The organism is Weissella sp. ESL1177 (assembly GCF_058107185.1).
Genome location: NZ_CM176591.1, coordinates 975,989 through 1,001,367 on the forward strand (window position 1 = coordinate 975,989; position 25,379 = coordinate 1,001,367).

The 25,379-nt window shown below is 38.7% G+C and carries 22 protein-coding genes, 6 tRNA genes and 3 rRNA genes; 1 reads left to right on the forward strand and 30 read right to left on the reverse strand.

The window, feature by feature from the left end; genetic code table 11:
• Positions 1 to 141: 141 nt before the first annotated feature.
• From AC3B5D_RS04640 to AC3B5D_RS04715, 16 genes are all read right to left on the reverse strand, one after another.
• Positions 142 to 1,008: a DegV family protein gene (locus tag AC3B5D_RS04640; protein ID WP_489841151.1), complete on the reverse strand. Its 867-nt coding sequence runs from the start codon at positions 1,006 to 1,008 to the stop codon at positions 142 to 144.
• A 179-nt stretch (positions 1,009 to 1,187) separates the two neighbouring features.
• Complete coding sequence (locus tag AC3B5D_RS04645; protein WP_489841150.1) at positions 1,188 to 1,604, reverse strand: MarR family winged helix-turn-helix transcriptional regulator; 417 nt, start codon at positions 1,602 to 1,604, stop codon at positions 1,188 to 1,190.
• A 54-nt stretch (positions 1,605 to 1,658) separates the two neighbouring features.
• Complete coding sequence (locus AC3B5D_RS04650) at positions 1,659 to 2,297, reverse strand: copper homeostasis protein CutC (RefSeq protein WP_489841149.1); 639 nt, start codon at positions 2,295 to 2,297, stop codon at positions 1,659 to 1,661.
• Positions 2,298 to 2,428: 131 nt separating this feature from the next.
• Positions 2,429 to 4,123, reverse strand: a complete 1,695-nt coding sequence (locus tag AC3B5D_RS04655) for an NFACT RNA binding domain-containing protein (RefSeq protein ID WP_489841148.1) — start codon at positions 4,121 to 4,123, stop codon at positions 2,429 to 2,431.
• Positions 4,124 to 4,125: 2 nt separating this feature from the next.
• Positions 4,126 to 5,076, reverse strand: a complete 951-nt coding sequence (gene ribF / locus AC3B5D_RS04660) for a riboflavin biosynthesis protein RibF (RefSeq protein ID WP_489841193.1) — start codon at positions 5,074 to 5,076, stop codon at positions 4,126 to 4,128.
• A 65-nt stretch (positions 5,077 to 5,141) separates the two neighbouring features.
• Positions 5,142 to 6,053: a tRNA pseudouridine(55) synthase TruB gene (gene truB, locus AC3B5D_RS04665; RefSeq protein ID WP_489841147.1), complete on the reverse strand. Its 912-nt coding sequence runs from the start codon at positions 6,051 to 6,053 to the stop codon at positions 5,142 to 5,144.
• 108 nt (positions 6,054 to 6,161) lie between these two features.
• Positions 6,162 to 6,515, reverse strand: coding sequence for a 30S ribosome-binding factor RbfA (gene rbfA / locus AC3B5D_RS04670; protein WP_489841146.1), 354 nt, complete (start codon positions 6,513 to 6,515; stop codon positions 6,162 to 6,164).
• A 42-nt stretch (positions 6,516 to 6,557) separates the two neighbouring features.
• On the reverse strand, positions 6,558 to 8,774 hold the full coding sequence (gene infB / locus AC3B5D_RS04675; RefSeq protein WP_489841145.1) for a translation initiation factor IF-2: 2,217 nt from the start codon (positions 8,772 to 8,774) through the stop codon (positions 6,558 to 6,560).
• Positions 8,775 to 8,785: 11 nt separating this feature from the next.
• Positions 8,786 to 9,091 carry a L7Ae/L30e/S12e/Gadd45 family ribosomal protein gene (locus tag AC3B5D_RS04680; protein ID WP_489841144.1) on the reverse strand — a complete coding sequence of 102 codons (306 nt, stop codon included), beginning with the start codon at positions 9,089 to 9,091 and terminating at the stop codon, positions 8,786 to 8,788.
• Positions 9,081 to 9,380 carry an RNase P modulator RnpM gene (gene rnpM, locus AC3B5D_RS04685; protein WP_489841143.1) on the reverse strand — a complete coding sequence of 100 codons (300 nt, stop codon included), beginning with the start codon at positions 9,378 to 9,380 and terminating at the stop codon, positions 9,081 to 9,083. Before rnpM ends, AC3B5D_RS04680 begins: the two co-directional genes overlap by 11 nt.
• Before the next feature lie 12 nt (positions 9,381 to 9,392).
• Positions 9,393 to 10,526 (reverse strand): transcription termination factor NusA, encoded by a 1,134-nt coding sequence (nusA, locus tag AC3B5D_RS04690; protein ID WP_489841142.1) that lies wholly within the window; start codon positions 10,524 to 10,526, stop codon positions 9,393 to 9,395.
• Positions 10,527 to 10,544: 18 nt separating this feature from the next.
• Complete coding sequence (locus AC3B5D_RS04695) at positions 10,545 to 11,231, reverse strand: ribosome maturation factor (RefSeq protein ID WP_489841141.1); 687 nt, start codon at positions 11,229 to 11,231, stop codon at positions 10,545 to 10,547.
• A gap of 158 nt (positions 11,232 to 11,389) precedes the next feature.
• Positions 11,390 to 12,775 carry a magnesium transporter gene (mgtE, locus tag AC3B5D_RS04700; RefSeq protein WP_489841140.1) on the reverse strand — a complete coding sequence of 462 codons (1,386 nt, stop codon included), beginning with the start codon at positions 12,773 to 12,775 and terminating at the stop codon, positions 11,390 to 11,392.
• A gap of 23 nt (positions 12,776 to 12,798) precedes the next feature.
• Positions 12,799 to 13,716 (reverse strand): RluA family pseudouridine synthase, encoded by a 918-nt coding sequence (locus AC3B5D_RS04705; RefSeq protein ID WP_489841139.1) that lies wholly within the window; start codon positions 13,714 to 13,716, stop codon positions 12,799 to 12,801.
• Positions 13,717 to 14,535, reverse strand: coding sequence for an NAD kinase (locus tag AC3B5D_RS04710; RefSeq protein ID WP_489841138.1), 819 nt, complete (start codon positions 14,533 to 14,535; stop codon positions 13,717 to 13,719). It abuts the gene before it with no gap.
• A gap of 23 nt (positions 14,536 to 14,558) precedes the next feature.
• Entirely contained in the window at positions 14,559 to 15,173 is a 615-nt protein-coding gene (locus AC3B5D_RS04715; protein WP_489841137.1) for a GTP pyrophosphokinase, read from the reverse strand.
• 372 nt (positions 15,174 to 15,545) lie between these two features.
• Between AC3B5D_RS04715 and AC3B5D_RS04720 the strand changes: the two genes are divergently transcribed.
• Entirely contained in the window at positions 15,546 to 16,157 is a 612-nt protein-coding gene (locus AC3B5D_RS04720) for a DsbA family protein (protein WP_489841136.1), read from the forward strand.
• Positions 16,158 to 16,298: 141 nt separating this feature from the next.
• Here the strand turns inward: AC3B5D_RS04720 and AC3B5D_RS04725 are convergent, their stop codons facing one another.
• The 14 genes from AC3B5D_RS04725 to trxA form a co-directional block, all read right to left on the reverse strand.
• Positions 16,299 to 16,823, reverse strand: a complete 525-nt coding sequence (locus tag AC3B5D_RS04725; protein WP_489841135.1) for a YfcE family phosphodiesterase — start codon at positions 16,821 to 16,823, stop codon at positions 16,299 to 16,301.
• Positions 16,823 to 17,419: an XTP/dITP diphosphatase gene (locus tag AC3B5D_RS04730; RefSeq protein WP_489841134.1), complete on the reverse strand. Its 597-nt coding sequence runs from the start codon at positions 17,417 to 17,419 to the stop codon at positions 16,823 to 16,825. The genes AC3B5D_RS04725 and AC3B5D_RS04730 overlap by 1 nt, the downstream gene beginning before the upstream one ends.
• Before the next feature lie 16 nt (positions 17,420 to 17,435).
• Positions 17,436 to 18,272 (reverse strand): glutamate racemase, encoded by an 837-nt coding sequence (gene murI / locus AC3B5D_RS04735; protein WP_489841133.1) that lies wholly within the window; start codon positions 18,270 to 18,272, stop codon positions 17,436 to 17,438.
• 51 nt (positions 18,273 to 18,323) lie between these two features.
• Positions 18,324 to 18,953 carry an HAD family hydrolase gene (locus tag AC3B5D_RS04740; protein ID WP_489841132.1) on the reverse strand — a complete coding sequence of 210 codons (630 nt, stop codon included), beginning with the start codon at positions 18,951 to 18,953 and terminating at the stop codon, positions 18,324 to 18,326.
• 170 nt (positions 18,954 to 19,123) lie between these two features.
• Positions 19,124 to 19,195, reverse strand: a tRNA-Gly gene (locus AC3B5D_RS04745).
• A 10-nt stretch (positions 19,196 to 19,205) separates the two neighbouring features.
• Positions 19,206 to 19,279 (reverse strand) — tRNA-Met (locus AC3B5D_RS04750).
• Between the two features lie 8 nt (positions 19,280 to 19,287).
• Positions 19,288 to 19,361 (reverse strand) — tRNA-Pro (locus AC3B5D_RS04755).
• Positions 19,362 to 19,405: 44 nt separating this feature from the next.
• Positions 19,406 to 19,479 (reverse strand) — tRNA-Arg (locus AC3B5D_RS04760).
• Positions 19,480 to 19,488: 9 nt separating this feature from the next.
• Positions 19,489 to 19,561: transfer RNA gene (locus AC3B5D_RS04765), tRNA-Lys, on the reverse strand.
• 2 nt (positions 19,562 to 19,563) lie between these two features.
• Positions 19,564 to 19,636: transfer RNA gene (locus tag AC3B5D_RS04770), tRNA-Val, on the reverse strand.
• A 4-nt stretch (positions 19,637 to 19,640) separates the two neighbouring features.
• A 5S ribosomal RNA gene (gene rrf, locus AC3B5D_RS04775) occupies positions 19,641 to 19,757 on the reverse strand.
• Between the two features lie 74 nt (positions 19,758 to 19,831).
• Positions 19,832 to 22,747 (reverse strand): 23S ribosomal RNA (locus tag AC3B5D_RS04780).
• A 250-nt stretch (positions 22,748 to 22,997) separates the two neighbouring features.
• A 16S ribosomal RNA gene (locus AC3B5D_RS04785) occupies positions 22,998 to 24,572 on the reverse strand.
• Together the 16S, 23S and 5S rRNA genes with 6 tRNA genes alongside form the textbook arrangement of a ribosomal RNA operon.
• A gap of 431 nt (positions 24,573 to 25,003) precedes the next feature.
• Positions 25,004 to 25,318, reverse strand: coding sequence for a thioredoxin (gene trxA / locus AC3B5D_RS04790; RefSeq protein WP_489841131.1), 315 nt, complete (start codon positions 25,316 to 25,318; stop codon positions 25,004 to 25,006).
• Positions 25,319 to 25,379: the final 61 nt, after the last annotated feature.

Below are 25,379 nucleotides of genomic sequence, written 5' to 3' on the forward strand. Positions count from 1 at the left end.
TATCTCATCTTTAGTTCGCTTTTTCAATGAAGTAATATGCAAAAAAAGATAATCTAGTTTTAATAACTAAACAATAACGTTTATGTCAAAATACTAAAAAAGCTGTCATATCTTACTTTAGAAAGACAACAGCTCCATTCTTTATAGTGAGTCTGGATCACGTAACCAAGCTAACGCAAGTGCACCTTTTCCCAAGTGAGCACCAATAACCGGCCCAATATATGAATATTCAACACGCATATCTGGATACTTTTTTTGTAATTCATCATGCCAAGCTTGACCAGCGACTTCATCATTTCCTTGAATGACAATTGCACGTAATGGATAATCAGCTTTTTCTTTGGCTTCATGAAACAAAACTTCAGCTCGTTGCATAGCCTTTTTCATCGATCTAACTTTTTCAAATGGTACAATATGATTTGTCTCATTGTCAAATGTCAATAATGGCTTAATTTTCAACATCGTACCAATAAAGGCTGAGGCATTCGAGAGACGGCCACCTCGCACCAAATTTTGTAAGTCATCAACAATGAAACATTCATCAATTGTGGCAGATAACTCATCTAACACATTTAATATTTCATTAATGTCCTTACCTGCTTGAACCATTTGTGCTGCTTTAAGGACTAAATGTCCCATTAGACGAACCGTAATTTTCGAATCATACCCAAAAATTTCAAAATCATCAACCATCCCATTTAACCCAGCAACGGTATTAACCGTACCCGAAATAGTTGCAGCTAAGTCTATGACAATTGCACCCTCATAGCCCTCACTTTTTAATGATTCAAATAACGACAACCAATCACCAACAGCTGGCTGAGACGTCGTTGGAAACTCTGACGATGACACTAATTTTTCATAAAATTCCTCAGTAGTAATATCTATGCCTTCATGATATGTTACGCCATCAATAATGACTGGCATTGACATTACTTTAATATTATATTTATCAATTTCTGCTCGATCCAAATATGCGGTGGAATCAGTCACGACTGCAAGTTTCATTTCACTAAATCCTTTCAAAGTCATCTAAACGTTAACGATAACGTTGCCTTTTTAAGTACTATTAATGTGTTCTTCAAAAATTTCTACAAAGTTATACTTATCAATAATGACTTAATCACTCGATAATAAATCATATCATAAATCGAACTTGATTTCAGTAGTATGCAATTTTTTACACTTTAAAAGGGTTTACTGATTGATTTACCTAGTCGATTTAATAAAATTTGTAACATACTTAATTCTTCATCTGACCACAACTGAAAGACATTATCATGGAAAGACTGATGTTTTTCATTAATCGCATGTAATGTATCAGTACCTCGTAATGTCAATCGGTAGATTAATTGTCGATGGTCATGACCGATGGCTTCACTAACCACTAATTCTTTTTTAGTTAATGAATGTAATTGTCGTGACAACGTCGAATTATCTAAACCAGTATCAGCAGATAGTTTATCTTGTGTATCAATTTTATCATCAAGATGTTTTAATAATTGCCACTCTGCAATCGTTATACCATGATCTTTTGTAATCTTTGTTAGGGCTATTTTATACTGCTTATCAGTCTGCCAAAGTGCTTCAAGAATAGTTTTCATATCAACCTCCAAATTATTGCACAAATGCTACTCAACCTAAAAATACAAAGAAATTTAAAATAACTTCACTACTTTAGAGCCATGCACTTCATTAACACCCAAGTCATTTGCTATTTGGTTAGCATTTTGATAAGTTATACCACCACCTGGCAAAATCGTTAAGCCCTCTGGACTCATTGCAATAATTTCTTGTAAATGAGGTAAGGTTTCATTAATTGGCATATCCAAATTACCGCCATGTGTTAACACACGAATAACACCATATTGTTGCAACCAACGCAATGCTTGTTTCTGGCAATCCAAATTAATGCTATCAAAAGCCATATGATAAACAACCTTCATTGGTCTGGCAGCCTCTAATAATTTTAACATACTATCACGAGCTAATTTACCTTGTTCATTGACAGCACCAAAAGTTACCGTTTTAACGCCTAGTTTCTTGAAAGTTAAAATTGATTGACGCATTTTATCTATTTCAAAATGTGTGTAATTAAAGTCACCAGGACGTGGACGAATCATGACAACTAAATCAATATGTGCTTGCTTAGAAAGTGCGACTGCTTGCGAAACTGTTTGACTGTCTGGTGTCAAACCGCCTAATTCTAAATTTGCATTTAGTTCAATTCGATCTGCGCCTGCAGCAATTGCAGTTGTCATTGTCTTTAAATCTGCTAAAGCCACTTCTCTTTTCATTGCCAGTTCCTCCGTTGTACACTTTAAAAATTATTTGTGCCATCGTCATGTTATTTTTAAACTCGTTTTATAAATAAGATACTAAAAAAGGCAGGTTAATACACGTCATTAACCTGACCTTAAAGTTTTTCTTAATTATTTTGACGTAATTTTTGAACAATTTTTTGTTCTGGTGTCACAGTGATCGTTGTTTGTCCTTCAAAAATAACAAAACCTGGCTTTGAGCCATTGGGTTTTCTGAGCTTACGAACTGGTAAATAATCAACTGGTACATTTGCTGAATTTCTAGCTTTAGAAAAATAGGCTGCTAACATAGCGCCTTCATACAACGTATCTTCTGATGGGTTACTATCATGAATGATAACATGCGATCCAGGAATATCTTTTGTATGCAACCATATATCTGATTTTGCCGCTGTTTTCATCGACAGACGCTCATTTTGTAAGTTGTTTTTCCCAACTTCAATGAGTGTCCCATTTGTTGCATAAAATTTTTCAGGTTGACTGACCTTTGTTTTTTGCTTTTTCTTATGTTGAACGCGTAAATAACCTTCTTGTGTCAATTCTTCTTTAATTTCTGCAATATCTTTGGGGGAAGCAATATCAATCTGTGCGAGTAGCGTTTCAAAATAATCAATTTCTTGCTGTGCTAAATTAATCTGGGAATTTAAATATTTCACAGAATTTTTTAATTTGTTATATTTTGTAAAATACTTTTGGGCATTTTGAGAAGGACCCATTTGATTAGATAAGTCAATTGTTAACGGCTGATTATCATCATAATAATTTGGCAATGTTATTTTTGTCATGCCTCGTTGTATTTGCGTCATATAAGTTGTTAATAACTCACCTTTTATACGAAATTCATCTGCATGATCAGCATTAGCCAGTTCAATACGCTGCTTTTTTATCTTATTTTTATTTTTCTTCAATTCATTTCGCACCGTACGCAATACTATTACAGCTTGTTGTTGAACACGATCTCTTTCAGATTTTTCTGCAAAATACGCATCCAACATATCACTTAATGTTGTAAACGATACTTTCTCACCAATCATCGTTTGCCATTCAAATGGTGCAAAATTAACACCTTTTGCTGTCATAATCAATTGTGGTTTTGGTTCGTTAAACTGATCTAACCATTTTTGTGCTAGAACTAAAGCATTGCCAGATTGTTGCAAGACATTTGCTAATTCTACTGCAGAATCATGCGCAAATCCTTGAAAATGACGTTGAATCTGTTGGGCAAGATCATCAATTTTAGGATTATCTAAAATAATATTAGCTAACCCATCTAATGAGTGCATTGGATTAATGACATTTTGTTTTGGTGGTAAAGTATAGCTTCCCCCAGGCATTAGTGTACGCACCCGATTTTGGTCCGCTGGTACGTGTTTGATTAAATCAATAATGCGTTGTGAAGCCTCATCCACTAAGAACAGATTTGAATGTCTCCCCATCATCTCAAGAATTAAAGTCGTTTGTTCTTCATCCCCTAATTCATCACGTCCCGAAGTAACAAATCTGATAATACGATCATTTTCAACTTGCTCAATTTTAATTAATTTTGAACCTTCTAAATGTTTCCGTAACATCATCGCGAAATTTGGCGCAGTTTGTGGATTCGTATACTTAATCCTTGAAATCTGTGCACGCGCAAAAGATGGATGAGCACTTAATAAAACGGGATAATTTTGGCGATTATGACGAATAATTAAAAAAATTTCATTTGAGTACGGTTGATGAATTTTCATAATTCGACCACCAGACAATGTTTTATTTAGTTCCTGCACCATCGCATGTGTAAAAAGGCCATCAAATGACATTTTTATTCATCTCCTTTCAGTGAAGTAAGTAAAAATTGCTTTGCTTGTCGTTCATCTTCCGCTAGTTGATCGATCAATGCTTGTCGATTCACAAATTTGACTTCACCACGTAAATAATGATGCCATCTGATATGAACATTTTCACCGTAGATGATGCGATGAAAGTTAAATAAATTAATCTCTACTGTCTTTGGACGATTATTCCCAAATGTCACATTATAACCTATTGAAGCCATACCAGGGTACCAGTGTGTGCCAATTTTCATTTCAACCACGTAAATACCAATACCCGGCAACCTTTCACCTGGTGTCGTTTCAATATTCGCTGTTGGATAACCTAATTCACGTCCCCTAGCCTCACCATGAACGACTAAACCAGTTGTCTCGTATGATTGTACTAATATGTGACGCAATTCATCCATACGTCCTTCATCAACCATTTGACGTGCTCTTGTAGATGCACTTTCAAAACCATCAACATTAACTTGTTTCACTTCAATAACATCAAAGTTGTTTTTAGCATATATTGGTAAATGTTTCATGTCTGCATCTTTAGGACCATAAGTATGGTCAAATCCAGCAACGACTGCAACGGCGTGTAAAGCAACTATATATTGATCAACAAACTGTTGTGGTGCTAATTGTGCGAATTCTGAAGTGAAATTAACGACATATGTTAGGTCCACACCAAGCTCTGTTAATAATTCTAGTTTTCTTGGTAAAGTTGTTAAATAAGTTAATGGTTTAACGTACGTTTTAAATGCAATCGATGGATGGTGATCATATGTCAGCACAGCTAGCTTGATTCCTCGCTTATGGGCCTCTGCAGCTGCTCGTTTTATGACCATCCGATGTCCTGCATGGACACCATCAAAAAATCCCATTGCTAAAACAATTGGGTCACTCTTGATTTGCGTTGGCTTGTATGGATGGTGTAAATAAATAACTTCCATCATTTAAGTCCTTCTTTTCTTTATAGTCAGTGTTTCAATCATAACATACGTGAAGACTGCGTGATTTATTCAATTGAAAATGTGCGATAGGCACGATATTGTTGCTTATCATCTCGCCATGAAAAAACTGATTTGATATCACCATGATACGTCAACACAATTTTATCCTGAACTGGTTCTAATAAACTAGCCGGTTGACCAACCCCATGTTTCACCTTTTCCCATTGGCTAGCTTGCAATTCGATATGTGGGTATTGTTTCACCGCTGTTGCTAATGGTTGTAACCATTCTCCCAATGAACCTTCCTGTTCGAATCGCTCCGCAATATCATTCAAAGTATGTGCCTCAGTGAGGTCATAACCACCTGCGCTAACCCTGGTTAACTGGCTCATAACTGACGGTACATTTAACTTTTTTCCTAAATCGAAAGCTAGTGTTCTAATATATGTTCCTTTAGATACTTTTGCAATAAATTGACATGTTTGCGTTCCCTCTGCCTCATTAAATATCGGATTACTTGTCATTTTAAAGTCATAAATAGTCGCTTCCCTTTTTGGTCGCTCAACAGTCTCACCAGCACGAGCATAGTCATATAATCGCCGCCCATTAACTTTGACAGCCGAGTACATTGGCGGTATCTGAATGATATCGCCAATCAACGACTGCATCGCCTGATTAATTTGACTGATGGTAAATGGTTGTTCAATCTTTTGAGTGTCAATGATATTACCATCCATATCTTCAGTCGTTGTCGCTATACCAAAAGTAATCGCGCCTGTGTACGTTTTACCAGTTTCCTGCAAAAATTCAATAGTTTTAGTTGCTTTGCCAAGTGCAACTGGCAACACACCATCAACATTTGGATCAAGTGTCCCAGCATGGCCTATTTTTTTCATTTTTAAAATGCGTCGTAACTTAAAAACAACATCATGCGAAGTCATCCCTGCCGTTTTATAAATTGGTAAAATTCCGTCCATATTGTTCACCTTTGATTTTTATTTTAGATATGTATATAAAAAGGTCTTTCGTACCAAAATATACTGGTAAAGAAAGGCCCTTCCATTAATGATTATTGATAAATTATACTAGTCTTTATGTAATTGACGTATTAAATCATCAATTTTATTACCATATTGAATCGACTCATCTTTAACAAATTTTAATTCAGGTGTTTTGTAAATACGTAACCGTGAACCTAATTCTTTGCGAATCAATCCAGTCGCTGCATCTAGTCCATCTGCAGCCTTTTTATTAACAGAAGCCAATTCAGACAACACACTGTAATATATCTTAGCTTGTTGCAAATCGCCAGTTACTTCCACACCAGTTACTGTTACCCCTTCAATACGTGGATCACGAATGCGCTTAAGCAATAGATCATTAATTTCTCGCTGAATCTCTTGCTCTAGTCGACCAACTCGAAAATTTTGTTGTGCCATATTAGTTTCCTCCTATCAATGATTATACGACTAATAAAAATTTTAGCGTGGCATTTCAACCATTTCATAAGCCTCAATGACATCGCCAACCTTTTCATCATTGTACTTTTCAATCGTTAGTCCGAAATCATAACCGTTTTTAACTTCTTTGACATCATCTTTATAACGACGCAATGAGCCAATTTTACCATCAAAAATAACAATACCATCACGAATCAAGCGTACAGATGCGTTGCTAGTAATTTTACCTGACATAACCATACCACCAACAATAGTACCAACCTTCGATACCTTAAACAAATCACGAACTTCTGCAGTTCCAACAACTTTTTCCTCGAATTCAGGATCTAGTTGTCCCTTCATTGCTGCTTCAATTTCATCAATTGCATTGTAAATCACACTGTGTAGACGAATTTCCACTTTATCTGTGTCAGCTTGTTGCTTTGCTTGTGGTGTTGGACGAACATTAAAACCAATAATAATTGCACCTGAGGCTTCAGCAAGAGTCACATCAGATTCGTTAATTGCACCGACGGCAGTATGAATGATATCAACTTTAACACCTTCAACATCAATTTTTCTAAACGAACCAGCTAACGCTTCAACAGAACCTTGAACATCCGCCTTGATAATAACAGGTACTGATTTCATTTGTTTTTCGGCCATTTTGTTAAATAGGTCTGAAACCGAAACAATATTATTACGATTTCTTTCAGCAATAACCGCACGCTTTGCACGTTCTTCCCCAGCTGCACGAGCTGTCTTTTCATCCTCAAAGACAACAAATCGATCCCCAGCAGATGGTACTTCATTTAAGCCAGTAATTTCAACTGGTGTAGAAGGCAGAGCTTCTTTAACCCGACGTCCACGATCATTAGTCATTGTACGAACACGACCATACGTGTTTCCGACAACAATTGGATCCCCAACGTGCATTGTTCCTTGTTGTACCAAAACAGTTGCGACTGTTCCACGACCTTTATCAAGACGGGCCTCAACAACTGAACCAGCTGCACGTTTGTTTGGATTTGCCTTTAATTCCAACACATCAGCTGTTAATAGAATCATTTCTAATAGTTCATCAATATTTTGACCAAACTTTGCTGAAATATTAACAAAAATGGTATCACCACCGAACTCTTCCGGTACTAATTCATATTGCATTAATTGATTGATGACATTTTCTGGATTTGCTCCTGGCTTATCAATCTTATTAACAGCAACAATGATTGGTGTCCCAGCAGCCTTTGCGTGATTAATCGCTTCTACTGTTTGTGGCATAACCCCATCATCAGCAGCAACAACTAAAACAGTAATATCTGTAATATCTGCACCACGAGCACGCATCGCTGTAAAGGCCGCGTGACCAGGTGTATCTAAGAAGGTAACAAGTCGATTATTTAGCTTTGTTTGGTAGGCACCAATATGCTGTGTAATACCACCAGCTTCACCTTCCGTAACATGTGAATTACGCAAATAATCCAGCAAGGTTGTCTTTCCATGATCAACGTGTCCCATAATTGTTACGACAGGTGCACGAGGCGCCATGTTTTCACTATCATCCTCGTCATCTTCAAAGAATTTATCTAAATCGGCAATGTCAACTTCAACTTTTTGTTCAGCATTAATCCCATAATCAGCTGCTAAAAGTTCAATCGTATCAGCATCCAATGATTGATTTTGATTAACCATGATTCCCAACATAAATAATTTTTTAATAATTTCTGTTGCATCACGATGAATCAATTTTGCAATATCTTGTACATTCATACCAATAGAATAAACTAATGTTTCTGGTAATGGTTGGTCTTTACGCACTGTTGGTGCTGGACGGTGCTCATTATTGTTACGATTCCGACCAGGTCCCTTTTTACCGCGACGATTATTACGGTTATTCCCGTTGTTATTAAAACGGCGGTTCTTATTTTGTGAACTGTGGTTATTGTGACCACCATTACTCTCTTTATTATTCGTGTTTTGGTGTTGTGCATTTGTCTTTTGACGCTGTGAATGAGACGCTTGACCCTCAGCGTGTTTCTCATTTTTCTTATGATTAACGTCTTTCTTTACAGCCTTTTTTTCAGCTGGCTTTGCTGATTGTTTATTATTTTTTATTGTATTTGTCAAAGTTTTAACTGCCTTATCATCTAATGTAGACATATGGTTTTTTACTGGCATGTTTGCTTTAATTGCAATTGACACTAGATCCTTTGATGAAATGTTTAAATCTTTAGCCAACTCATATACTCGCTTGGTCATATAACTTCCTCCTAATTATCTAAGTATTCTTGCATTTTTTTAGCAAATCCACGATCAGCAACACCAATAACTGTCCGTGCTAATCCAGTTGCATCTGCTAATTCTTGACGTGTTAAATCCATAGAAAGCGCAACTCTATAACTGGTTGTTTTATCCATAAACTTTTTTTTACTGGTCTGACCACCATCGGATGCAAAAAAAACTAAACTCACTTTGCCAGAACGAATAGCATTTAAAACTAATGCTTCACCTGTGATTAATTTTCCTGCACGTCTAGCAAGTCCTAATAAGTTTAATAATTTTTGTTTATTTTGCATCCCCAAAAAGCTCCTTACGTGCTGCTTGATGATCAACATATGCTATTAAATCATCATAAAACTGATCATCAAGTTTTATTGCGAATACTTTATCAAAAATACGTTTTTCTTTGGCAGATTCTGCCACATCAACGGATAGAGAGATGTACGCACCACGACCATTTGCTCGGTTTGTTGGATCCAAGATAACTTCACCCTCTGGCGTCCGAACAATACGAACAAGTTCCTTTTTTGGTACCATTTCTCCGGTAACAATGTCTTTACGCATTGGAATCTTACGTGGTTTCATGAGCGTTACCTCCTATTCTTCAGAATGATCTTCAAATGTTACTGTTTCATCTGTTACTGCGTCATTTTCTGACATTGATTCACGTGCTGCTAATTCAGCAACAACTTCTTCACGTGCTGATTCTGGCTTAATATCAATCTTAAAACCAGTTAAACGTGCTGCCAAACGTGCATTTTGACCACGTTTACCAATTGCTAACGACAATTGATAATCAGGAACCAATACTGTTGCTGCACGATCATTATTTGGATCAAAAATAACTTCAACAACTTCAGCTGGATTTAGAGAATTTTTTATGAATTCCGCTGGATCTTCTGTCCATTCAACAATATCCATATTTTCACCTGATAATTCAGTAACAACAGTTTGTACACGTGCACCACGTTGACCGACCATTGTCCCAACAGCATCAAGGTTTTCGTTATGGGAATAAACTGCTATTTTTGAACGATCACCTGCTTCACGAGCAATTGATTTGATTTCTACAGTACCATCAAATACTTCAGGTACTTCCGCCTCAAATAAGCGTTTAACCAAATCCGGATGCGTACGTGACACAAAGACTTGTGGTCCTTTTTGTTCGTTTTGAACTTGTGAAACCAAAACCTTTATTTTATCACCCATACGATATGTTTCACTAGGCATTTGATCATTTGGTTTCATTGCTGCCATTTGGTTACCAGGTAAGATGATATACAAGTATCTTGAATCTTCACGTTCAACTTCTCCCGTAACAATTTCATCTTCATAACCAACAAAATTATCATAGACAACGCCACGTTCAGCTTCACGCACTTTTTGCATAATAATTTGCTTAGCAGTTTGCGCAGCCAACCGTCCAAAATCCTTTGGTGTTACCTCAAAACGAATTTCATCACCAATTTCATAGGCTTTATTTAATTCAAGCGCCTCTTCTAAGCTAATTTGTTCATATGGTTCATCAACATCTTCGACAACTGTTTTAACTGCATAAACTTTAATACTACCCTTTTTCTTATCAAATTGGACGTCAACGTTTTGTGACTCATCATAATTTTTTTCATAGGCCTTTTTAAGAGCCTCTTCAAGAGCAGCGATTAAGACTTCTGCTTTAATACCCTTTTCTTCTTCTAATGCATCAAGGGCTGATACTAATTCCTTACTCATTATTGTTTCTCCATATTATTAAAAATCATTTGATTGTCGTGCTTGTGCTACCATACGACGAGGGATTATCAATTTTTCATCTGATTCACTGGTTATAACTAATTCTTCTGATGTGACATCATTTAACTCACCTGAGAATTCCTTATACCCATTAATTTTTTGATAGGTTGAAACATGTACCAATTTATGAAGGGCCCATTCATAATCTTCATCCGTAGATAAAATGCGATCTTGATTAACTGATAATTTTGCCTCTTTCACATTTTCAAGGTTAATTTCAATTAATTGGTGTTTTGCCTTTACTGGTACATCTATTGTTAGTTTATTATCTACAATTGAAACCAATTGACCAACAAATTGATCTAAGTCAGCAACTGGTTGCTGTAAGGTTACTTCAATAAACTTTCCAAGAGCCCATTTAAAGTTTTGTGATTCCTTTAATAATCTGTCAGCACCAGGAGATGAAACATCAAGAAGATATGCTTGTGGGAAAGGATCCGGTGTAATTTTATCCAATTCGTTACTAATAATTTCAGTTAACATGACCAGATCATCCATATTAATTTCACCATCAACACGGTCAACAAGCACACGAAGAACAAAATCACTATCTTGTTTTTCATAGAGAACATCCCATAAATCAAAACCTTGCGTATCTAATACCGGTTTTAAAATTGCTTGAACATCTTCTATAACTTTTGCCATTCTAAACCTCCCTCCATACAATGGTATTTATTTAATAAATTCCTGAAAAAAATGAGCGGCCGAGAAAAATCCGGCCACTCAATTAAGAGTATATTCATTAACAAACTCTATATTATCACGAATTACCAACGTAAGCAAGTGAAGACACCCATTCAATCTCAATGCATCGCAAAATGATTAATAAAAAATTGCGCAACATTAAAATAAATAATAACTGAAGTTAAATCAGATAATGTTGAAATAAAGGGACCTGATGCAACCGCAGGATCTACACCCATTCGGTCCATAATCAATGGGATAAATGCCCCTGCGACATTGGCTACTAGTATCGCAACAGCCATTGCGACACCAACCGCAATACCTAACAATAAATTTTTCTTCCAGATTAAAATAACAAGAAAAATAGTTATACCAGCTAAAATACCAATCATGGCACCAATTAAAATTTCTACCAACAAGGATTTTGCAACTGACTTTTTCTCTTGTAAAGCAATTCGTCTGACAGCTACCGCTAATGATTGGGTTCCTGCATTACCAGCAGTTCCAGTAATCAACGAAATAAACACTGCCAAAATCGATGTCTGCGCAACTAAATAATCATAGCCATCAATGACGGAAGCTGTCCCCATACCTAAAAAGATTAGTCCAATTAACCATGGCAAACGCTTTAACGCTGACTTCATTGGATTGTCTTCCAATGTAACAACGTCGACACCAGCCAGTCTTGAATAGTCCTCGGCTGCTTCTGCATCGATAACATCAACAATATCATCAACTGTAATCATGCCGATCATCTGCTGTTTAGCCACAACTGGAATCGAAACGAAATTATAATCAGCCATAATTTTAGCAACTTCTTCTTGATCATCACTTGGATTCACAGTAATTAAATTCGTATCCATCACTTCAGATACCTTAGCAGCATCTGGCCAAATAATTAGAGACTTCAGTGAGATGACACCAACTAATAATCCATCATTATCGTTAATATAAATATAATTAATTTGTTCTGCTTCTTGAGCAGCTTGCTTCACAGCAATCATTGCCTCGCCAATTGTTAATTGTTGGTTAATAGCAATGAATTCCGTACTCATCAAAGAACCAGCAGTATCATCCTCATATTTCAGGAAACGTTTAATTTCCTCAGAACTTTTGGCAGGCATCAATGACAAATATAATGCCAGATGTTTGGCATCTAAATCCGACATTAAATCAACAGCATTGTCAGTATACATTTCTGCTAACATCTCAGCAGCATAATGTGGTGACATTTCCGACAATAAATCATTAAAATCAACATCTTCAGGATCAATTTCATCGAAAATATCTGCTAATTCTACCGGTTTTAGCCAATCAATAATTTGTCGTCTTAATTGGGTGGTTAATGAAACATAGAAAATTGCTTGATCATACGTATGTAATTCATCAAAACCGTCTAAGAAAGCATTCTTTTCATTATTTTCGATATAAAAAACTAAATGGTGCGCTTGATCTGATAACTCATCTCGCATCTCATCAGTCATTTCTTGCAAATTTTCTTTCATTTTTACTACACCAAAATATTTATCTACAGTTTATTTTTGGCAAGTCCAATTATATTATCATCTAGGATTTGCTTTAAATCTTCCGGTAAAGGACTTTCAATATGCCTTTTCGTTTCCGCAAATGGATCATAAAATTCTAACCAATAGGCATGTAAAGCCTGACGTGTCATGCCTCGATCTAAAGGTCCCCCATAGATTTCATCACCAATCAAAGGATGACCGATATGACTAAAATGAACTCTGATTTGATGCGTACGACCAGTATGTAATTGCACTCTCACTAAGGTTTGATTTGACATACGTTTCACGACCCAAAATTCGGTTCGAGAAGGTCGACCATCGTCACGCACCTCACGACGAATAAAATCGCCATCTTTACGACCAATCGGTGCATCAATCATACCGTGATCATCCGCAACAATACCATCAACAATTGCGTAATATCGCTTATCAACGGTATGTGTTTGTAATTGCTTATCTAATAGGCCATGTGCAAAGCGATGCTTGGCCAATAAAGCAACTCCTGACGTAAAGCGGTCTAAGCGTGTCACAACATGTGGTACCAAATCCGTTGCTCCTTCTGATATCAAGTACCCTTTTACACGATTAACCATGGTTGTTTCACGATCAGCTTTACCGGGTACAGAAGTTATTCCAGCCTCTTTATCAACAACCAACCAGTTTTCATCTTCATATAGAATCGTAATTGGCAGATTTGATGCTGCAACAACTGCATTTGACTGTTCTGGTGGCATGTTAACTTCAACCAAATCCCCTGGATGAACATCATCCAAAGTTCTAACTGGTTTTCGATTCAAAAGGACTTGACCACCACCGCGTTTAATAATTGCAAACATACGATGTGAAACACCACGTTGCGCTAAAAATGATTTGATACGTAAGGTATCGTCACTTTGATTTTTCCAACTAAAATGCGCCAACTATCTTACCTCCGTACCTATAAAGCTTGTTTGCACACGATGCCAAAAATGCATATGACGATACTCTGCAAATTGAATTTTTTGTTCTGACACTTTAAATGAAATCCAATCAATATTAGAAGAAATTTTATTTAAATGATCATAACTAAACGTCACTGCAGACCCATCATTTTCCAATTGTATTTTGATAACTTCATGATTACCAATAATCAATGGTGATCCTAAGGTACGAAATACACGGCTGTTAATAGATGCAATTTCTGCCAATTGGATAGCTTGTAAACTTGGATGCATAACTGCACCACCAATCGCTTTATTATAGGCTGTTGAGCCCGTAGGCGTAGATGCCGTTAACCCATCGCCCCTAAATCGTTCAAATAGTTCATTTTGAATATATACATCTGCAACCAACGTCCCTAATGGTCGTTTAATAGCTGCTTCGTTTAATGCCAAAACATTTTCTTCATGTCCATCCGTATAATGTATTTTCACATCTAAGAGCGGATACTTAACAGTGCGAGCAGTCGTTTCTGAATTGACTAAACTTTCCACCAACTCATCGAGTTCAAAGTACTGCCAATCCGCATAAAATCCAAGATGACCAGTATGAACACCAATAAAACGGATTTTAGCTAATTGATTTGTATAATGATGAAAAGCACCAAGTAATGTACCATCCCCACCAACTGTAATCACAACTTCCGGATGCTCATTATCAAATATTACGTGACCATTGCTACGAGCAATTAACTTCTCTTTTAATAAGGATACGACAGCGCGAGAATGTGGCACATTATTACTATATACAGCAATTTTCATCTGATGGCCTTCCTTTTTCTTTTCTAATTGTCGTCAACTTTTGCTTTTTCAGCCAAACCACTATGTAACTCAGAAAACAACTCATCGACTTTAATACTCAATGCTGCTGCATTTTTCAATTTTTCCTTCATTTCAGCGGTGTATTCACCATCGAATTTATAATTAATTGCGTGTTCAATTGTTGCCCAAACATTCATTTGCATCGTCCGGACTTGAATTTCAGCTAATACCTTTTTTTCACCGTCAATTAATTGTACAGGATATTCAATAACAATATGATACGACCGGTAACCAGATGGCTTTTCATTTGTCACGTAATCACGTTCCTCTAGAATGACCATATCCTTACGTTGTCGTAGTATATCAACAACTTTGTAAATATCTTCAGTAAACTGCGTCATAATACGAACACCTGCCAGATCTTCCATATCTTGTTCGATTCGATCTAAACTAATATGACGTCGAGTCAATTTTTCTTCAATTGCTGGAATTGTTTTTACTCGACCGGTAACAAATTCAACAGGTGTTTGTACACCCAACAATTCAAATTCTGGACGCATCCCACGTAATTTAACCTTTAATTCATCAACTGTTTGAACATAAGGTTGTAGCAGTTTTTCCCACTCATTATGTGTCATCTTGATCCCCCAAAAAACAAATTTTTACATATAAATAGTTCTTCTGTGTTTAATCATTGCATCATCCACAACACGCCAACATTAGCATACCGTCGACAAGCAAAAAATTGTTGTCATACGCGTAAAAATTATATAATCAAGTTAGCTTGATATAACAAACAACACAATGCTTTAATTTTACAATTACTATGAATTTCTTTCCAGCCTTATTTAAGAATTAATCCATATTAAAAACTTTAATTAAGCAATTTTTTGTTAAAAGGGTTATCCTTGATTTTGTTATAAGAATAAACACATATAGACACATCAATTATAGTGGCGTACCATTAACTGGTATGTATAAAAATGTTTTTTTGGAGGTTGTCGCTTGTTATGTTAGAAGTGTACCACTTCGTCACGCCACTTTCTGCCGAAAGTATCGTGTCAGAAAAAAAAGTGACTGATTACTTTAAACAAATGAAAAAATTTGTTTCTTATCGTATGATCCCAGTTGTAACCATGCAATCTGTTAGAAATACGTATCATGAATTAAAAAATGATTATCATATTGATATGGACTATACAACAGTCGCAACCAGTATTTCACAGTTAGCGCTGGATACAAAGGCTATTCAATCTCAAGGTAGAAAAGCTGCTAGAATGTTCTTTTTGAATATGCAAGAACAGCTTTTGGCGAATATCCCTTATTCCAAAGACTTAGTGTTAGCCACTATTTCAAAACTTAATTTAGACGTTAATCTCTTTTTAGAAGATTATAATACTAGCTTAACTTTGTCTTCACTGAAAGATGACCAAAACATGGCAGCAGAAATGTCAGTGGTACGTTATCCAACAATGGTCGTCTATGATTCCAGTCAAGGCAACTATGCTTTGCAAACAGCAGATTTTACAGAAAAAAATCTGACAACTATATTTAATCAATCCGAACAACAGCCTGTTAACTCAAAACTTCATTTGATTGATTATGAGGAAGGTAGTAACTAATAAAAATTTGTTATACTCAACAAAGGCCGTGAATCTAACCACTTTTGATCTGGTAGATTCACGGCCTTTAACTATGCTCTAAAAAGTTGAAGTTGAACTGAAACAATGTTACAAGTGGCTTCAAATGGTTCTTTATACCACTTATTTACGTGAAAACTCAAATTTTAACCCCGCTACAGGTTGCATATTGCGTGTATAAAACTGAACAGAAAACTTTTCAGGAGTCACCGATAAAATCGCATACGTTCCCTTCAAATAGGCATAAGGCCCTTTTGGTAAGGATATCGATCCAGGATTAATAAATAGTTTACTATCGATCATTTCTGCACCTAATACATGTGTATGACCAGATGTCACAATATCAACATCCTTTTGTGAAACAACTTCTCTTAATTGATTTAGTGAAACTTCAGTGTGTACAAGATGACCATGTGTTTGGTATACCTTAATTATTTCATCTTCATAATTGCGATCATCAGGGAACATTGGGTCGTCATCCATATTGCCAATAACAGGCAATAACGTATCAAATAGTTCATCAGAACGTTGTAACTCAGAATCACCATTGTAAAACATTGCACGAACATGTCCCTTATAATGTGCAACAATATCAGATAAAATTTTACGATCACCATGTGCATCAGATATAATCAAATAATCCATCATTAGTCCTCCCACCATTCTTTAAAAAGCGTCATAAATTTTCTTAATGCATTACCACGATGTGAAATTGCATTTTTTTCTACAGGCGTCAATTCAGCAAAGGTTTTGCCATAGGGATCATAGTAAAATAATGGATCATAACCAAACCCATCATCTCCTTGTGGTTCAAACAAAATATGACCATGAACCTCACCATCAGCCATAATCTTTTCACCATTAGGCTTTAAGCCAACAATAACTGTATGGAATGTCGCTGTTCTATCTGGTGCAGCAACATTTACCAATTCTTTCAATAATTTGTTATTATTTGCTAAATCATCATGATCTCCAGCATATCTTGCAGAGTGAACACCTGGTGCGCCATGCAAGGCGTCTACACTCAAACCAGAATCATCTGCAACCACTGGTATCTGGTAAGCATCTGAAATTACCTTTGCTTTAATTGTTGCGTTATCTGAAAAATCCAAACCATTTTCATCAATTACTGGTACGTTATCTAAATCATTTAGTGAAATGACCTCCACCCCAAATGGCTTTAAGAAATCACGAAATTCGCGAATTTTACCCTTATTTTTTGATGCAAAAATTAATCTAGTCATTTGCCACCTACATTTCTTATTCACTTTCATTTACTAGTTGATTATCTTTAATATTTAAATGTTTCACATTTAAATTAGAAACGCCTAACCAAGACTGAGCTAATTCATTAAAAATATCTGAATTTCCCGTCGTAAAATACTCATCGGTTTTTTTTGATGGTGCTGTCGTTATTTCATGATTCAAATGCATTTCATTTAAAGTGTGTTTGACAACAGTCACTGCCGAAGCACCTGCATCAATTATTTTGATATTAGAAGCAAGCGCTTGTTGAATATAATGGGACAGTAATGGAAAGTGTGTACACCCCAAAACCAGGGTATCAATATCACTATTCTTTATTGGTTTTAAAATTTGTGTCACTGTTTGTTGCATTAGTTGTTCATCAGCTACTGGATTTTCAGCAAGTCTTACAAGCGTTGGTGCAGCTAATTGTAACACCTGATAATGGGAGTTGATTTTTTTAATTCCCTGATAATAAGCCAGTGAGTTTACTGTTCCTTGTGTTGCAATAACACCAATTTTATTTGTCGTTGTCGCTTGACTTGCTGCATCAACACCAGGCTGGATCACACCAATAACCGGTATTGTTAACTTTTGGGTAAGATCATCTAAAGCTGCTGCTGTAGCCGTGTTACAAGCAATCACCAATAATTTAATATCTTTACTCATTAGAAAATTCACTAGTTGCCATGTCAATTTTTTAACTTCTTCAGGTTGCCGAGTGCCATATGGCATACGAGCAGTATCACCAATATAATAAACTTGCTCATTCGGTAAATCTTTCAACGCTTGTTTAACAACAGACAATCCACCTATACCTGAATCTAAATATCCTATTGCACGATTATCCATTATTATCACTTCTTTCGAAATCTTAATATAAATTTTAAACTAATAACTCATTTATTTTTGATCTAATACATACGATGCTAATTCAGTTGGTGTTCTAAAAATAACATCCGCTTGATTATTGAAAACTGATTCATCTCGAACACCCCAAGCCGCCATACCGAATTTAACTGCTGCATTATGTGCCGCTTGCATGTCATGAACAGAATCACCAATATACATTGCCGCATCTGCACTTGTATTTAAGTTCATCAAGGATTTTAAGATGGGATCTGCTGCTGGTTTCATTAGTGGTGTGTCCCCTGCAAATACAAAGTCGCTAAAATATTTTACAAAATCAAAATTTTTACTATGATTTTTAAATTCAGCCGGTGTATTTGAAGTAACAATTCCCAATGATATACCTTTTGATTGCAACTGTGAAAGCATTTGTGTCACACCGTCAAACAATTTCACTTCATGCCAAAAATCATGATAATGGCTTTGCCAAGCTAGTTGCATTTCTTTGGGATTTTCAACTCCCAATTTAATCAGACCATCAAGTGAGGGTAATCCAAAAATTTTGTAGACATCTTCATAAGATTTTTCAATACCTCTATCCCGAAATGTTTGAATCAACGACTGCATATACATACTTTCCGTACTTAATAAAGTACCATCTACATCAAATATAATCGTCTTCATAATTTTCCCCTAAAAAGATTTATATCACCCATTATATAACACTCATAAATTTCACGCATCCACTCTCATTAATCACTCACAGTATTAAATGCAAATATTAATCATAGATAATAAAAAGTCCCCAAAGTCCTTCTTTTTCAAGAGGATTTTAGAGACTTTAGCTTAAATGAAGCGGACGACGGGAATCGAACCCGCATTCCCAGCTTGGAAGGCTGGAGCACTAGCCATTGTACTACATCCGCATAAGAACAATCGCGGCGGGGGGAATCGAACCCTCGACCTCCCGGGTATGAACCGGACGCTCTAGCCAGCTGAGCTACACCGCGAACTAATATCGGGACGACAGGATTCGAACCTGCGACCCCCTGGTCCCAAACCAGGTGCTCTACCAAACTGAGCTACGTCCCGAATATATGACTAAACAATACTAAAAAGCAAATCATTATTTGCAATGCACCTAGAAGGATTCGAACCTTCAACCTTCTGATTCGTAGTCAGACACTCTATCCAGTTGCGCTATAGGTGCATATTAAAATGGGTCGTCTGGGGCTCGAACCCAGGACCCATGGATTAAAAGTCCACTGCTCTGCCAACTGAGCTAACGACCCAATGGACGTTACAGGGTTCGAACCTGTGACCCCCTGCTTGTAAGGCAGGTGCTCTCCCAGCTGAGCTAAACGTCCATATGCATCGCAATGTCCTATCCTCGCAGGAGGCGATCCTCCAACTACTTTCGGCGTAACTGAGCTTAACTGCTGTGTTCGGTATGGGAACAGGTGTGACCTCAATGCCATCATCACGACACGTTTCTAATTGAGTGAACTTAGTTCCCTCAAAACTGAATCATAATTGCTTTTTTGCCTTACACCACTTGCTACTTGGTTAAGTCCTCGAACCATTAGTACTAGTCCGCTCCATGCGTCACCGCACGTCCACTTCTAGCCTATCTACCTCATCATCTTTGAGGGGTCTTACTTCATTACTGAATGGGAAATCTCATCTCGAGGCGAGTTTCACACTTAGATGCTTTCAGCGTTTATCTCATCCGTACATAGCTACTCAGCGATGCTCCTGGCGGAACAACTGATACACCAGTGGTACGTCCACCCCGGTCCTCTCGTACTAAGGGCAGCTCCTCTCAAATTTCCTACGCCCGCGACGGATAGGGACCGAACTGTCTCACGACGTTCTGAACCCAGCTCGCGTACCGCTTTAATGGGCGAACAGCCCAACCCTTGGGACCGACTACAGCCCCAGGATGCGATGAGCCGACATCGAGGTGCCAAACCTCCCCGTCGATGTGGACTCTTGGGGGAGATAAGCCTGTTATCCCCAGGGTAGCTTTTGTCCGTTGAGCGATGGCCCTTCCATGCGGAACCACCGGATCACTAAGCCCTACTTTCGTACCTGCTCGACTGGTAAGTCTCACAGTCAAGCTCCCTTGTGCCTTTACACTCTGCGAATGATTTCCAACCATTCTGAGGGAACCTTTGGGCGCCTCCGTTACCTTTTAGGAGGCGACCGCCCCAGTCAAACTGCCTGCCAGACACTGTCTTCCACCACGCTTAGTGGTGTGAGTTAGAGTGTTCATACAACGAGGGTAGTATCCCACGTTTGCCTCCATCGAAACTAGCGTCCCGATTTCTACGGCTCCTACCTATGCTGTACAAGCTGCACAAACACTCAATATCAAGCTACAGTAAAGCTCCATGGGGTCTTTCCGTCCTGTCGCGGGTAACCCGCATCTTCACGGGTCTTTAAATTTCACCGAGTCTCTCGTTGAGACAGCGCCCAGATCGTTACGCCTTTCGTGCGGGTCGGAACTTACCCGACAAGGAATTTCGCTACCTTAGGACCGTTATAGTTACGGCCGCCGTTTACTGGGGCTTCAATTCGTACCTTCGCCGAAGCTAAGCACTCCTTTTAACCTTCCAGCACCGGGCAGGCGTCAGCCCCTATACGTCATCTTACGATTTTGCAGAAACCTGTGTTTTTGATAAACAGTCGCCTGGGCCTATTCACTGCGGCTCAGCTTGCGCTGAGCACCCCTTCTCCCGAAGTTACGGGGTCATTTTGCCGAGTTCCTTAACGAGAGTTCACTCGCTCACCTTAGGATGCTCTCCTCGACTACCTGTGTCGGTTTGCGGTACGGGCAGGTAAACACTAACTAGAAGCTTTTCTCGGCAGCGTGACATCACAGACTTCCCTACTTGATTTCGGTCCTCATCACAACTTGTCCTTATGACAGCAAGCATTTGACTCACTCTCAGACTTATTGCTTGACCCAGCTTTTCCAACTGCTGGGTTCTGTTAGCCTTCTGCGTCCCTCCATTGTTCAAACATGTTCACCTGGTACAGGAATCTCAACCTGTTAGCCATCGACTACGCCTTTCGGCCTCGCCTTAGGTCCCGACTAACCCTGGGAGGACGAGCCTTCCCCAGGAAACCTTAGTCATACGGTGGACAGGATTCTCACCTGTCTTTCGCTACTCATACCGGCATTCTCACTTCTAAGTGCTCCACCAGTCCTCACGGTCTGACTTCATCGCCCTTAGAACGCTCTCCTATCGCGCCACTAATGTGGCACCCGTAGTTTCGGTGGTGTGTTTAGCCCCGGTACATTTTCGGCGCAGAATCACTCGACTAGTGAGCTATTACGCACTCTTTAAATGGTGGCTGCTTCTGAGCCAACATCCTAGTTGTCTATGCAACTTCACATCCTTTTCCACTTAACACACACTTAGGGACCTTAACTGACGATCTGGGCTGTTCCCCTTTCGACAATGGATCTTATCACTCACTGTCTGACTCCCGGACATACGTGATTGGCATTCGGAGTTTATCTTAATTTAGTAACCCGAGATGGGCCCCGCACCAAAACAGTGCTCTACCTCCAACACGCTATCTTCCGAGGCTAGCCCTAAAGCTATTTCGGAGAGAACCAGCTATCTCCAAGTTCGATTGGAATTTCACCGCTACCCACACCTCATCCCAACATTTTTCAACATGTACGGGTTCGGGCCTCCAGTGCGTTTTACCGCACCTTCACCCTGGACATGGGTAGGTCACCTGGTTTCGGGTCTACAACAACATACTCGAACGCCCATTTCAGACTCGCTTTCGCTACGGCTCCGGTCTTTCCACCTTAACCTTGCATGTTATCGTAACTCGCCGGTTCATTCTACAAAAGGCACGCTATCACCCATTAACGGGCTCTAACTTGTTGTAGGCACATGGTTTCAGGAACTTTTTCACTCCCCTTCCGGGGTGCTTTTCACCTTTCCCTCACGGTACTGGTTCACTATCGGTCACTAGGGAGTATTTAGCCTTACGAGATGGTCCTCGCAGTTTCCGACCGGATTTCACGTGTCCGGCCGTACTCAGGATCCTACACGGGAGTTTGCTTACTTTCGCATACGGGGCTATCACCCTGTTTCGCTCAGCTTCCCAGCTGCTTCTGCTAATAAACAAATTTGTAACTCCACAACGGTAGTCCTACAACCCCAGTGTGCAAGCACACTGGTTTGGGCTCCTCCGCGTTCGCTCGCCGCTACTGACGGAATCGATTTTTCTTTCTTCTCCTGTTGCTAATGAGATGTTTCAGTTCACAACGTCTACCTTCGTTCAACTATGTATTCATTGAACGATAACTTGCATCACAAGTTGGGTTCCCCCATTCGGAAATCCCCGGATCATAGCTTACTTACAGCTCCCCGAGGCATATCGGTGTTAGTCCCGTCCTTCATCGGCTCCTAGTGCCAAGGCATTCACCATGCGCCCTTAATAACTTAACCGATCAACTCTCGTTGATGATTTCGTTTGAGTATTGTGACTCAATGGTCACAAGCGATTTTAAACTGATTTAAAAAACTCAAAAAATTACGCGGTGTATTTTTTTCGGCTCAATTTAATTGATTAATATCAATTGAAATGAATTTAAAAATTTACAATTATGATTCAGTTTTCAAAGAACTAATATTGAGTGTTAATCACTCAAAACTAAATATCGTTTCGTTGATTGTGTAGGTTTCCGATTTTCCTTAGAAAGGAGGTGATCCAGCCGCAGGTTCTCCTACGGCTACCTTGTTACGACTTCACCCTAATCATCTGTCCCACCTTAGACGGCTGGCTCCTAAAAGGTTACCCCACCGGCTTTGGGTGTTACAAACTCTCATGGTGTGACGGGCGGTGTGTACAAGACCCGGGAACGTATTCACCGCGGCGTGCTGATCCGCGATTACTAGCGATTCCGACTTCATGTAGGCGAGTTGCAGCCTACAATCCGAACTGAGACATACTTTAAGAGATTAGCGCACCCTCGCGGGTTGGCGACTCGTTGTATATGCCATTGTAGCACGTGTGTAGCCCAGGTCATAAGGGGCATGATGATTTGACGTCATCCCCACCTTCCTCCGGTTTGTCACCGGCAGTCTCACTAGAGTGCCCAACTGAATGCTGGCAACTAATAATAAGGGTTGCGCTCGTTGCGGGACTTAACCCAACATCTCACGACACGAGCTGACGACAACCATGCACCACCTGTCACCTTGTCCCCGAAGGGAACATCCTATTTCTAGGATTAGCAAGGGATGTCAAGACCTGGTAAGGTTCTTCGCGTTGCTTCGAATTAAACCACATGCTCCACCGCTTGTGCGGGTCCCCGTCAATTCCTTTGAGTTTCAACCTTGCGGTCGTACTCCCCAGGCGGAGTGCTTAATGCGTTAGCTGCGACACTCAAGGGCGGAAACCCTCGAACATCTAGCACTCATCGTTTACGGTGTGGACTACCAGGGTATCTAATCCTGTTTGCTACCCACACTTTCGAGCCTCAACGTCAGTTACAGTCCAGAAAGCCGCCTTCGCCACTGGTGTTCTTCCATATATCTACGCATTTCACCGCTACACATGGAGTTCCACTTTCCTCTACTGCACTCAAGTCATCCAGTTTCCAAAGCCATTCCTCAGTTGAGCTGAGGGCTTTCACTTCAGACTTAAATAACCGTCTGCGCTCGCTTTACGCCCAATAAATCCGGATAACGCTTGGAACATACGTATTACCGCGGCTGCTGGCACGTATTTAGCCGTTCCTTTCTGGTAAGATACCGTCACACACTGAATAGTTACTCTCAGTGCCGTTCTTCTCTTATAACAGTGTTTTACGAGCCGAAACCCTTCATCACACACGCGGCGTTGCTCCATCAGGCTTGCGCCCATTGTGGAAGATTCCCTACTGCTGCCTCCCGTAGGAGTATGGGCCGTGTCTCAGTCCCATTGTGGCCGATCAGTCTCTCAACTCGGCTATGCATCATGGCCTTGGTAAGCCTTTACCTTACCAACTAGCTAATGCACCGCGGGTCCATCTCTTAGTGATAGCAGAACCATCTTTCAACCAACAACCATGCGGTTGTTGGTATTATACGGTATTAGCACTTGTTTCCAAATGTTATCCCCTGCTAAGAGGTAGGTTACCCACGTGTTACTCACCCGTTCGCCACTCTTTGTCAGATAAAATCAAATCTGAGCAAGCTCGTCATTTCATTTAAAGACAAAGCGTTCGACTTGCATGTATTAGGCACGCCGCCAGCGTTCATCCTGAGCCAGGATCAAACTCTCATTTTAAAAGCTTGAGTATAACTCATTGTTTTTTGTTGTTTAACAGAAGTTAAACGAATTTATTAGCGAATTGACTTCGCAAATGTTTTTGTATCAAGCAAATTGCTTGATGACCCTACACATTTGTTTCATCGAAACGATATTCAGTTTTCAATGATCAACATTTCGTTATCTTACTGATAACCTAATCTATATTACAGACAACATACCAATTTGTCAACAATTTTTTATATAAAACTTATTAACAAATATGTTTCCATTATATTGTTGCCAACTCGATTTATAATACACATGTTTAGTAACAAAGTCAATGGTCAGTTGATAATAACTATAAATATAAAATTCGATAAGATCATATTATTTCAAATAACACTAATAATCATATCATTAAAAAACTACTAATTTAACCATTAGGGTTTAATTAGTAGTTCCTAAACTTAATCTAAATGTTTTGCCAAGATAGCTTCAAGTTGATGAGCTGGTGTAAATCCAGTTAAGCGTTCGACAACCTCACCATCCTTTTTTACTAACAAAGTTGGAATTGCCATAATACCAAATTCTTGAGCCGTCGCCGGGTTTTCATCAACGTCCATTTTTGTGAACTTCACATCATTCATCTTTTCTGACACAGTTTCAACAACTGGTGATTGCATACGACAAGGACCACACCAAGTAGCCCAGAAGTCAGTTAAAGTCACTCCCTTATCCGTTTCTGACACAAAATTATCATCATTAATATCTACAACTGCCATAAAAAACATCTCCCTCTAATTCCTTATTTATAGTTAGTATAACCTTTACAAGTTAATTTGT

Excerpts from the sequence above, each read along its gene's own strand:
- AC3B5D_RS04640 (WP_489841151.1), bottom strand. The coding sequence starts at position 1,008 with ATGAAACTTGCAGTCGTGACTGATTCCACCGCATATTTGGATCGAGCA.
- AC3B5D_RS04645 (WP_489841150.1), bottom strand. The coding sequence starts at position 1,604 with ATGAAAACTATTCTTGAAGCACTTTGGCAGACTGATAAGCAGTATAAA.
- AC3B5D_RS04650 (WP_489841149.1), bottom strand. The coding sequence starts at position 2,297 with ATGAAAAGAGAAGTGGCTTTAGCAGATTTAAAGACAATGACAACTGCA.
- AC3B5D_RS04655 (WP_489841148.1), bottom strand. The coding sequence starts at position 4,123 with ATGTCATTTGATGGCCTTTTTACACATGCGATGGTGCAGGAACTAAAT.
- ribF (WP_489841193.1), bottom strand. The coding sequence starts at position 5,076 with ATGGAAGTTATTTATTTACACCATCCATACAAGCCAACGCAAATCAAG.
- truB (WP_489841147.1), bottom strand. The coding sequence starts at position 6,053 with ATGGACGGAATTTTACCAATTTATAAAACGGCAGGGATGACTTCGCAT.
- rbfA (WP_489841146.1), bottom strand. The coding sequence starts at position 6,515 with ATGGCACAACAAAATTTTCGAGTTGGTCGACTAGAGCAAGAGATTCAG.
- infB (WP_489841145.1), bottom strand. The coding sequence starts at position 8,774 with ATGACCAAGCGAGTATATGAGTTGGCTAAAGATTTAAACATTTCATCA.
- AC3B5D_RS04680 (WP_489841144.1), bottom strand. The coding sequence starts at position 9,091 with ATGCAAAATAAACAAAAATTATTAAACTTATTAGGACTTGCTAGACGT.
- rnpM (WP_489841143.1), bottom strand. The coding sequence starts at position 9,380 with ATGAAACCACGTAAGATTCCAATGCGTAAAGACATTGTTACCGGAGAA.
- nusA (WP_489841142.1), bottom strand. The coding sequence starts at position 10,526 with ATGAGTAAGGAATTAGTATCAGCCCTTGATGCATTAGAAGAAGAAAAG.
- AC3B5D_RS04695 (WP_489841141.1), bottom strand. The coding sequence starts at position 11,231 with ATGGCAAAAGTTATAGAAGATGTTCAAGCAATTTTAAAACCGGTATTA.
- mgtE (WP_489841140.1), bottom strand. The coding sequence starts at position 12,775 with ATGAAAGAAAATTTGCAAGAAATGACTGATGAGATGCGAGATGAGTTA.
- AC3B5D_RS04710 (WP_489841138.1), bottom strand. The coding sequence starts at position 14,535 with ATGAAAATTGCTGTATATAGTAATAATGTGCCACATTCTCGCGCTGTC.
- AC3B5D_RS04715 (WP_489841137.1), bottom strand. The coding sequence starts at position 15,173 with ATGACACATAATGAGTGGGAAAAACTGCTACAACCTTATGTTCAAACA.
- AC3B5D_RS04720 (WP_489841136.1), top strand. The coding sequence starts at position 15,546 with ATGTTAGAAGTGTACCACTTCGTCACGCCACTTTCTGCCGAAAGTATC.
- AC3B5D_RS04725 (WP_489841135.1), bottom strand. The coding sequence starts at position 16,823 with ATGATGGATTATTTGATTATATCTGATGCACATGGTGATCGTAAAATT.
- AC3B5D_RS04730 (WP_489841134.1), bottom strand. The coding sequence starts at position 17,419 with ATGACTAGATTAATTTTTGCATCAAAAAATAAGGGTAAAATTCGCGAA.
- murI (WP_489841133.1), bottom strand. The coding sequence starts at position 18,272 with ATGGATAATCGTGCAATAGGATATTTAGATTCAGGTATAGGTGGATTG.
- AC3B5D_RS04740 (WP_489841132.1), bottom strand. The coding sequence starts at position 18,953 with ATGAAGACGATTATATTTGATGTAGATGGTACTTTATTAAGTACGGAA.
- trxA (WP_489841131.1), bottom strand. The coding sequence starts at position 25,318 with ATGGCAGTTGTAGATATTAATGATGATAATTTTGTGTCAGAAACGGAT.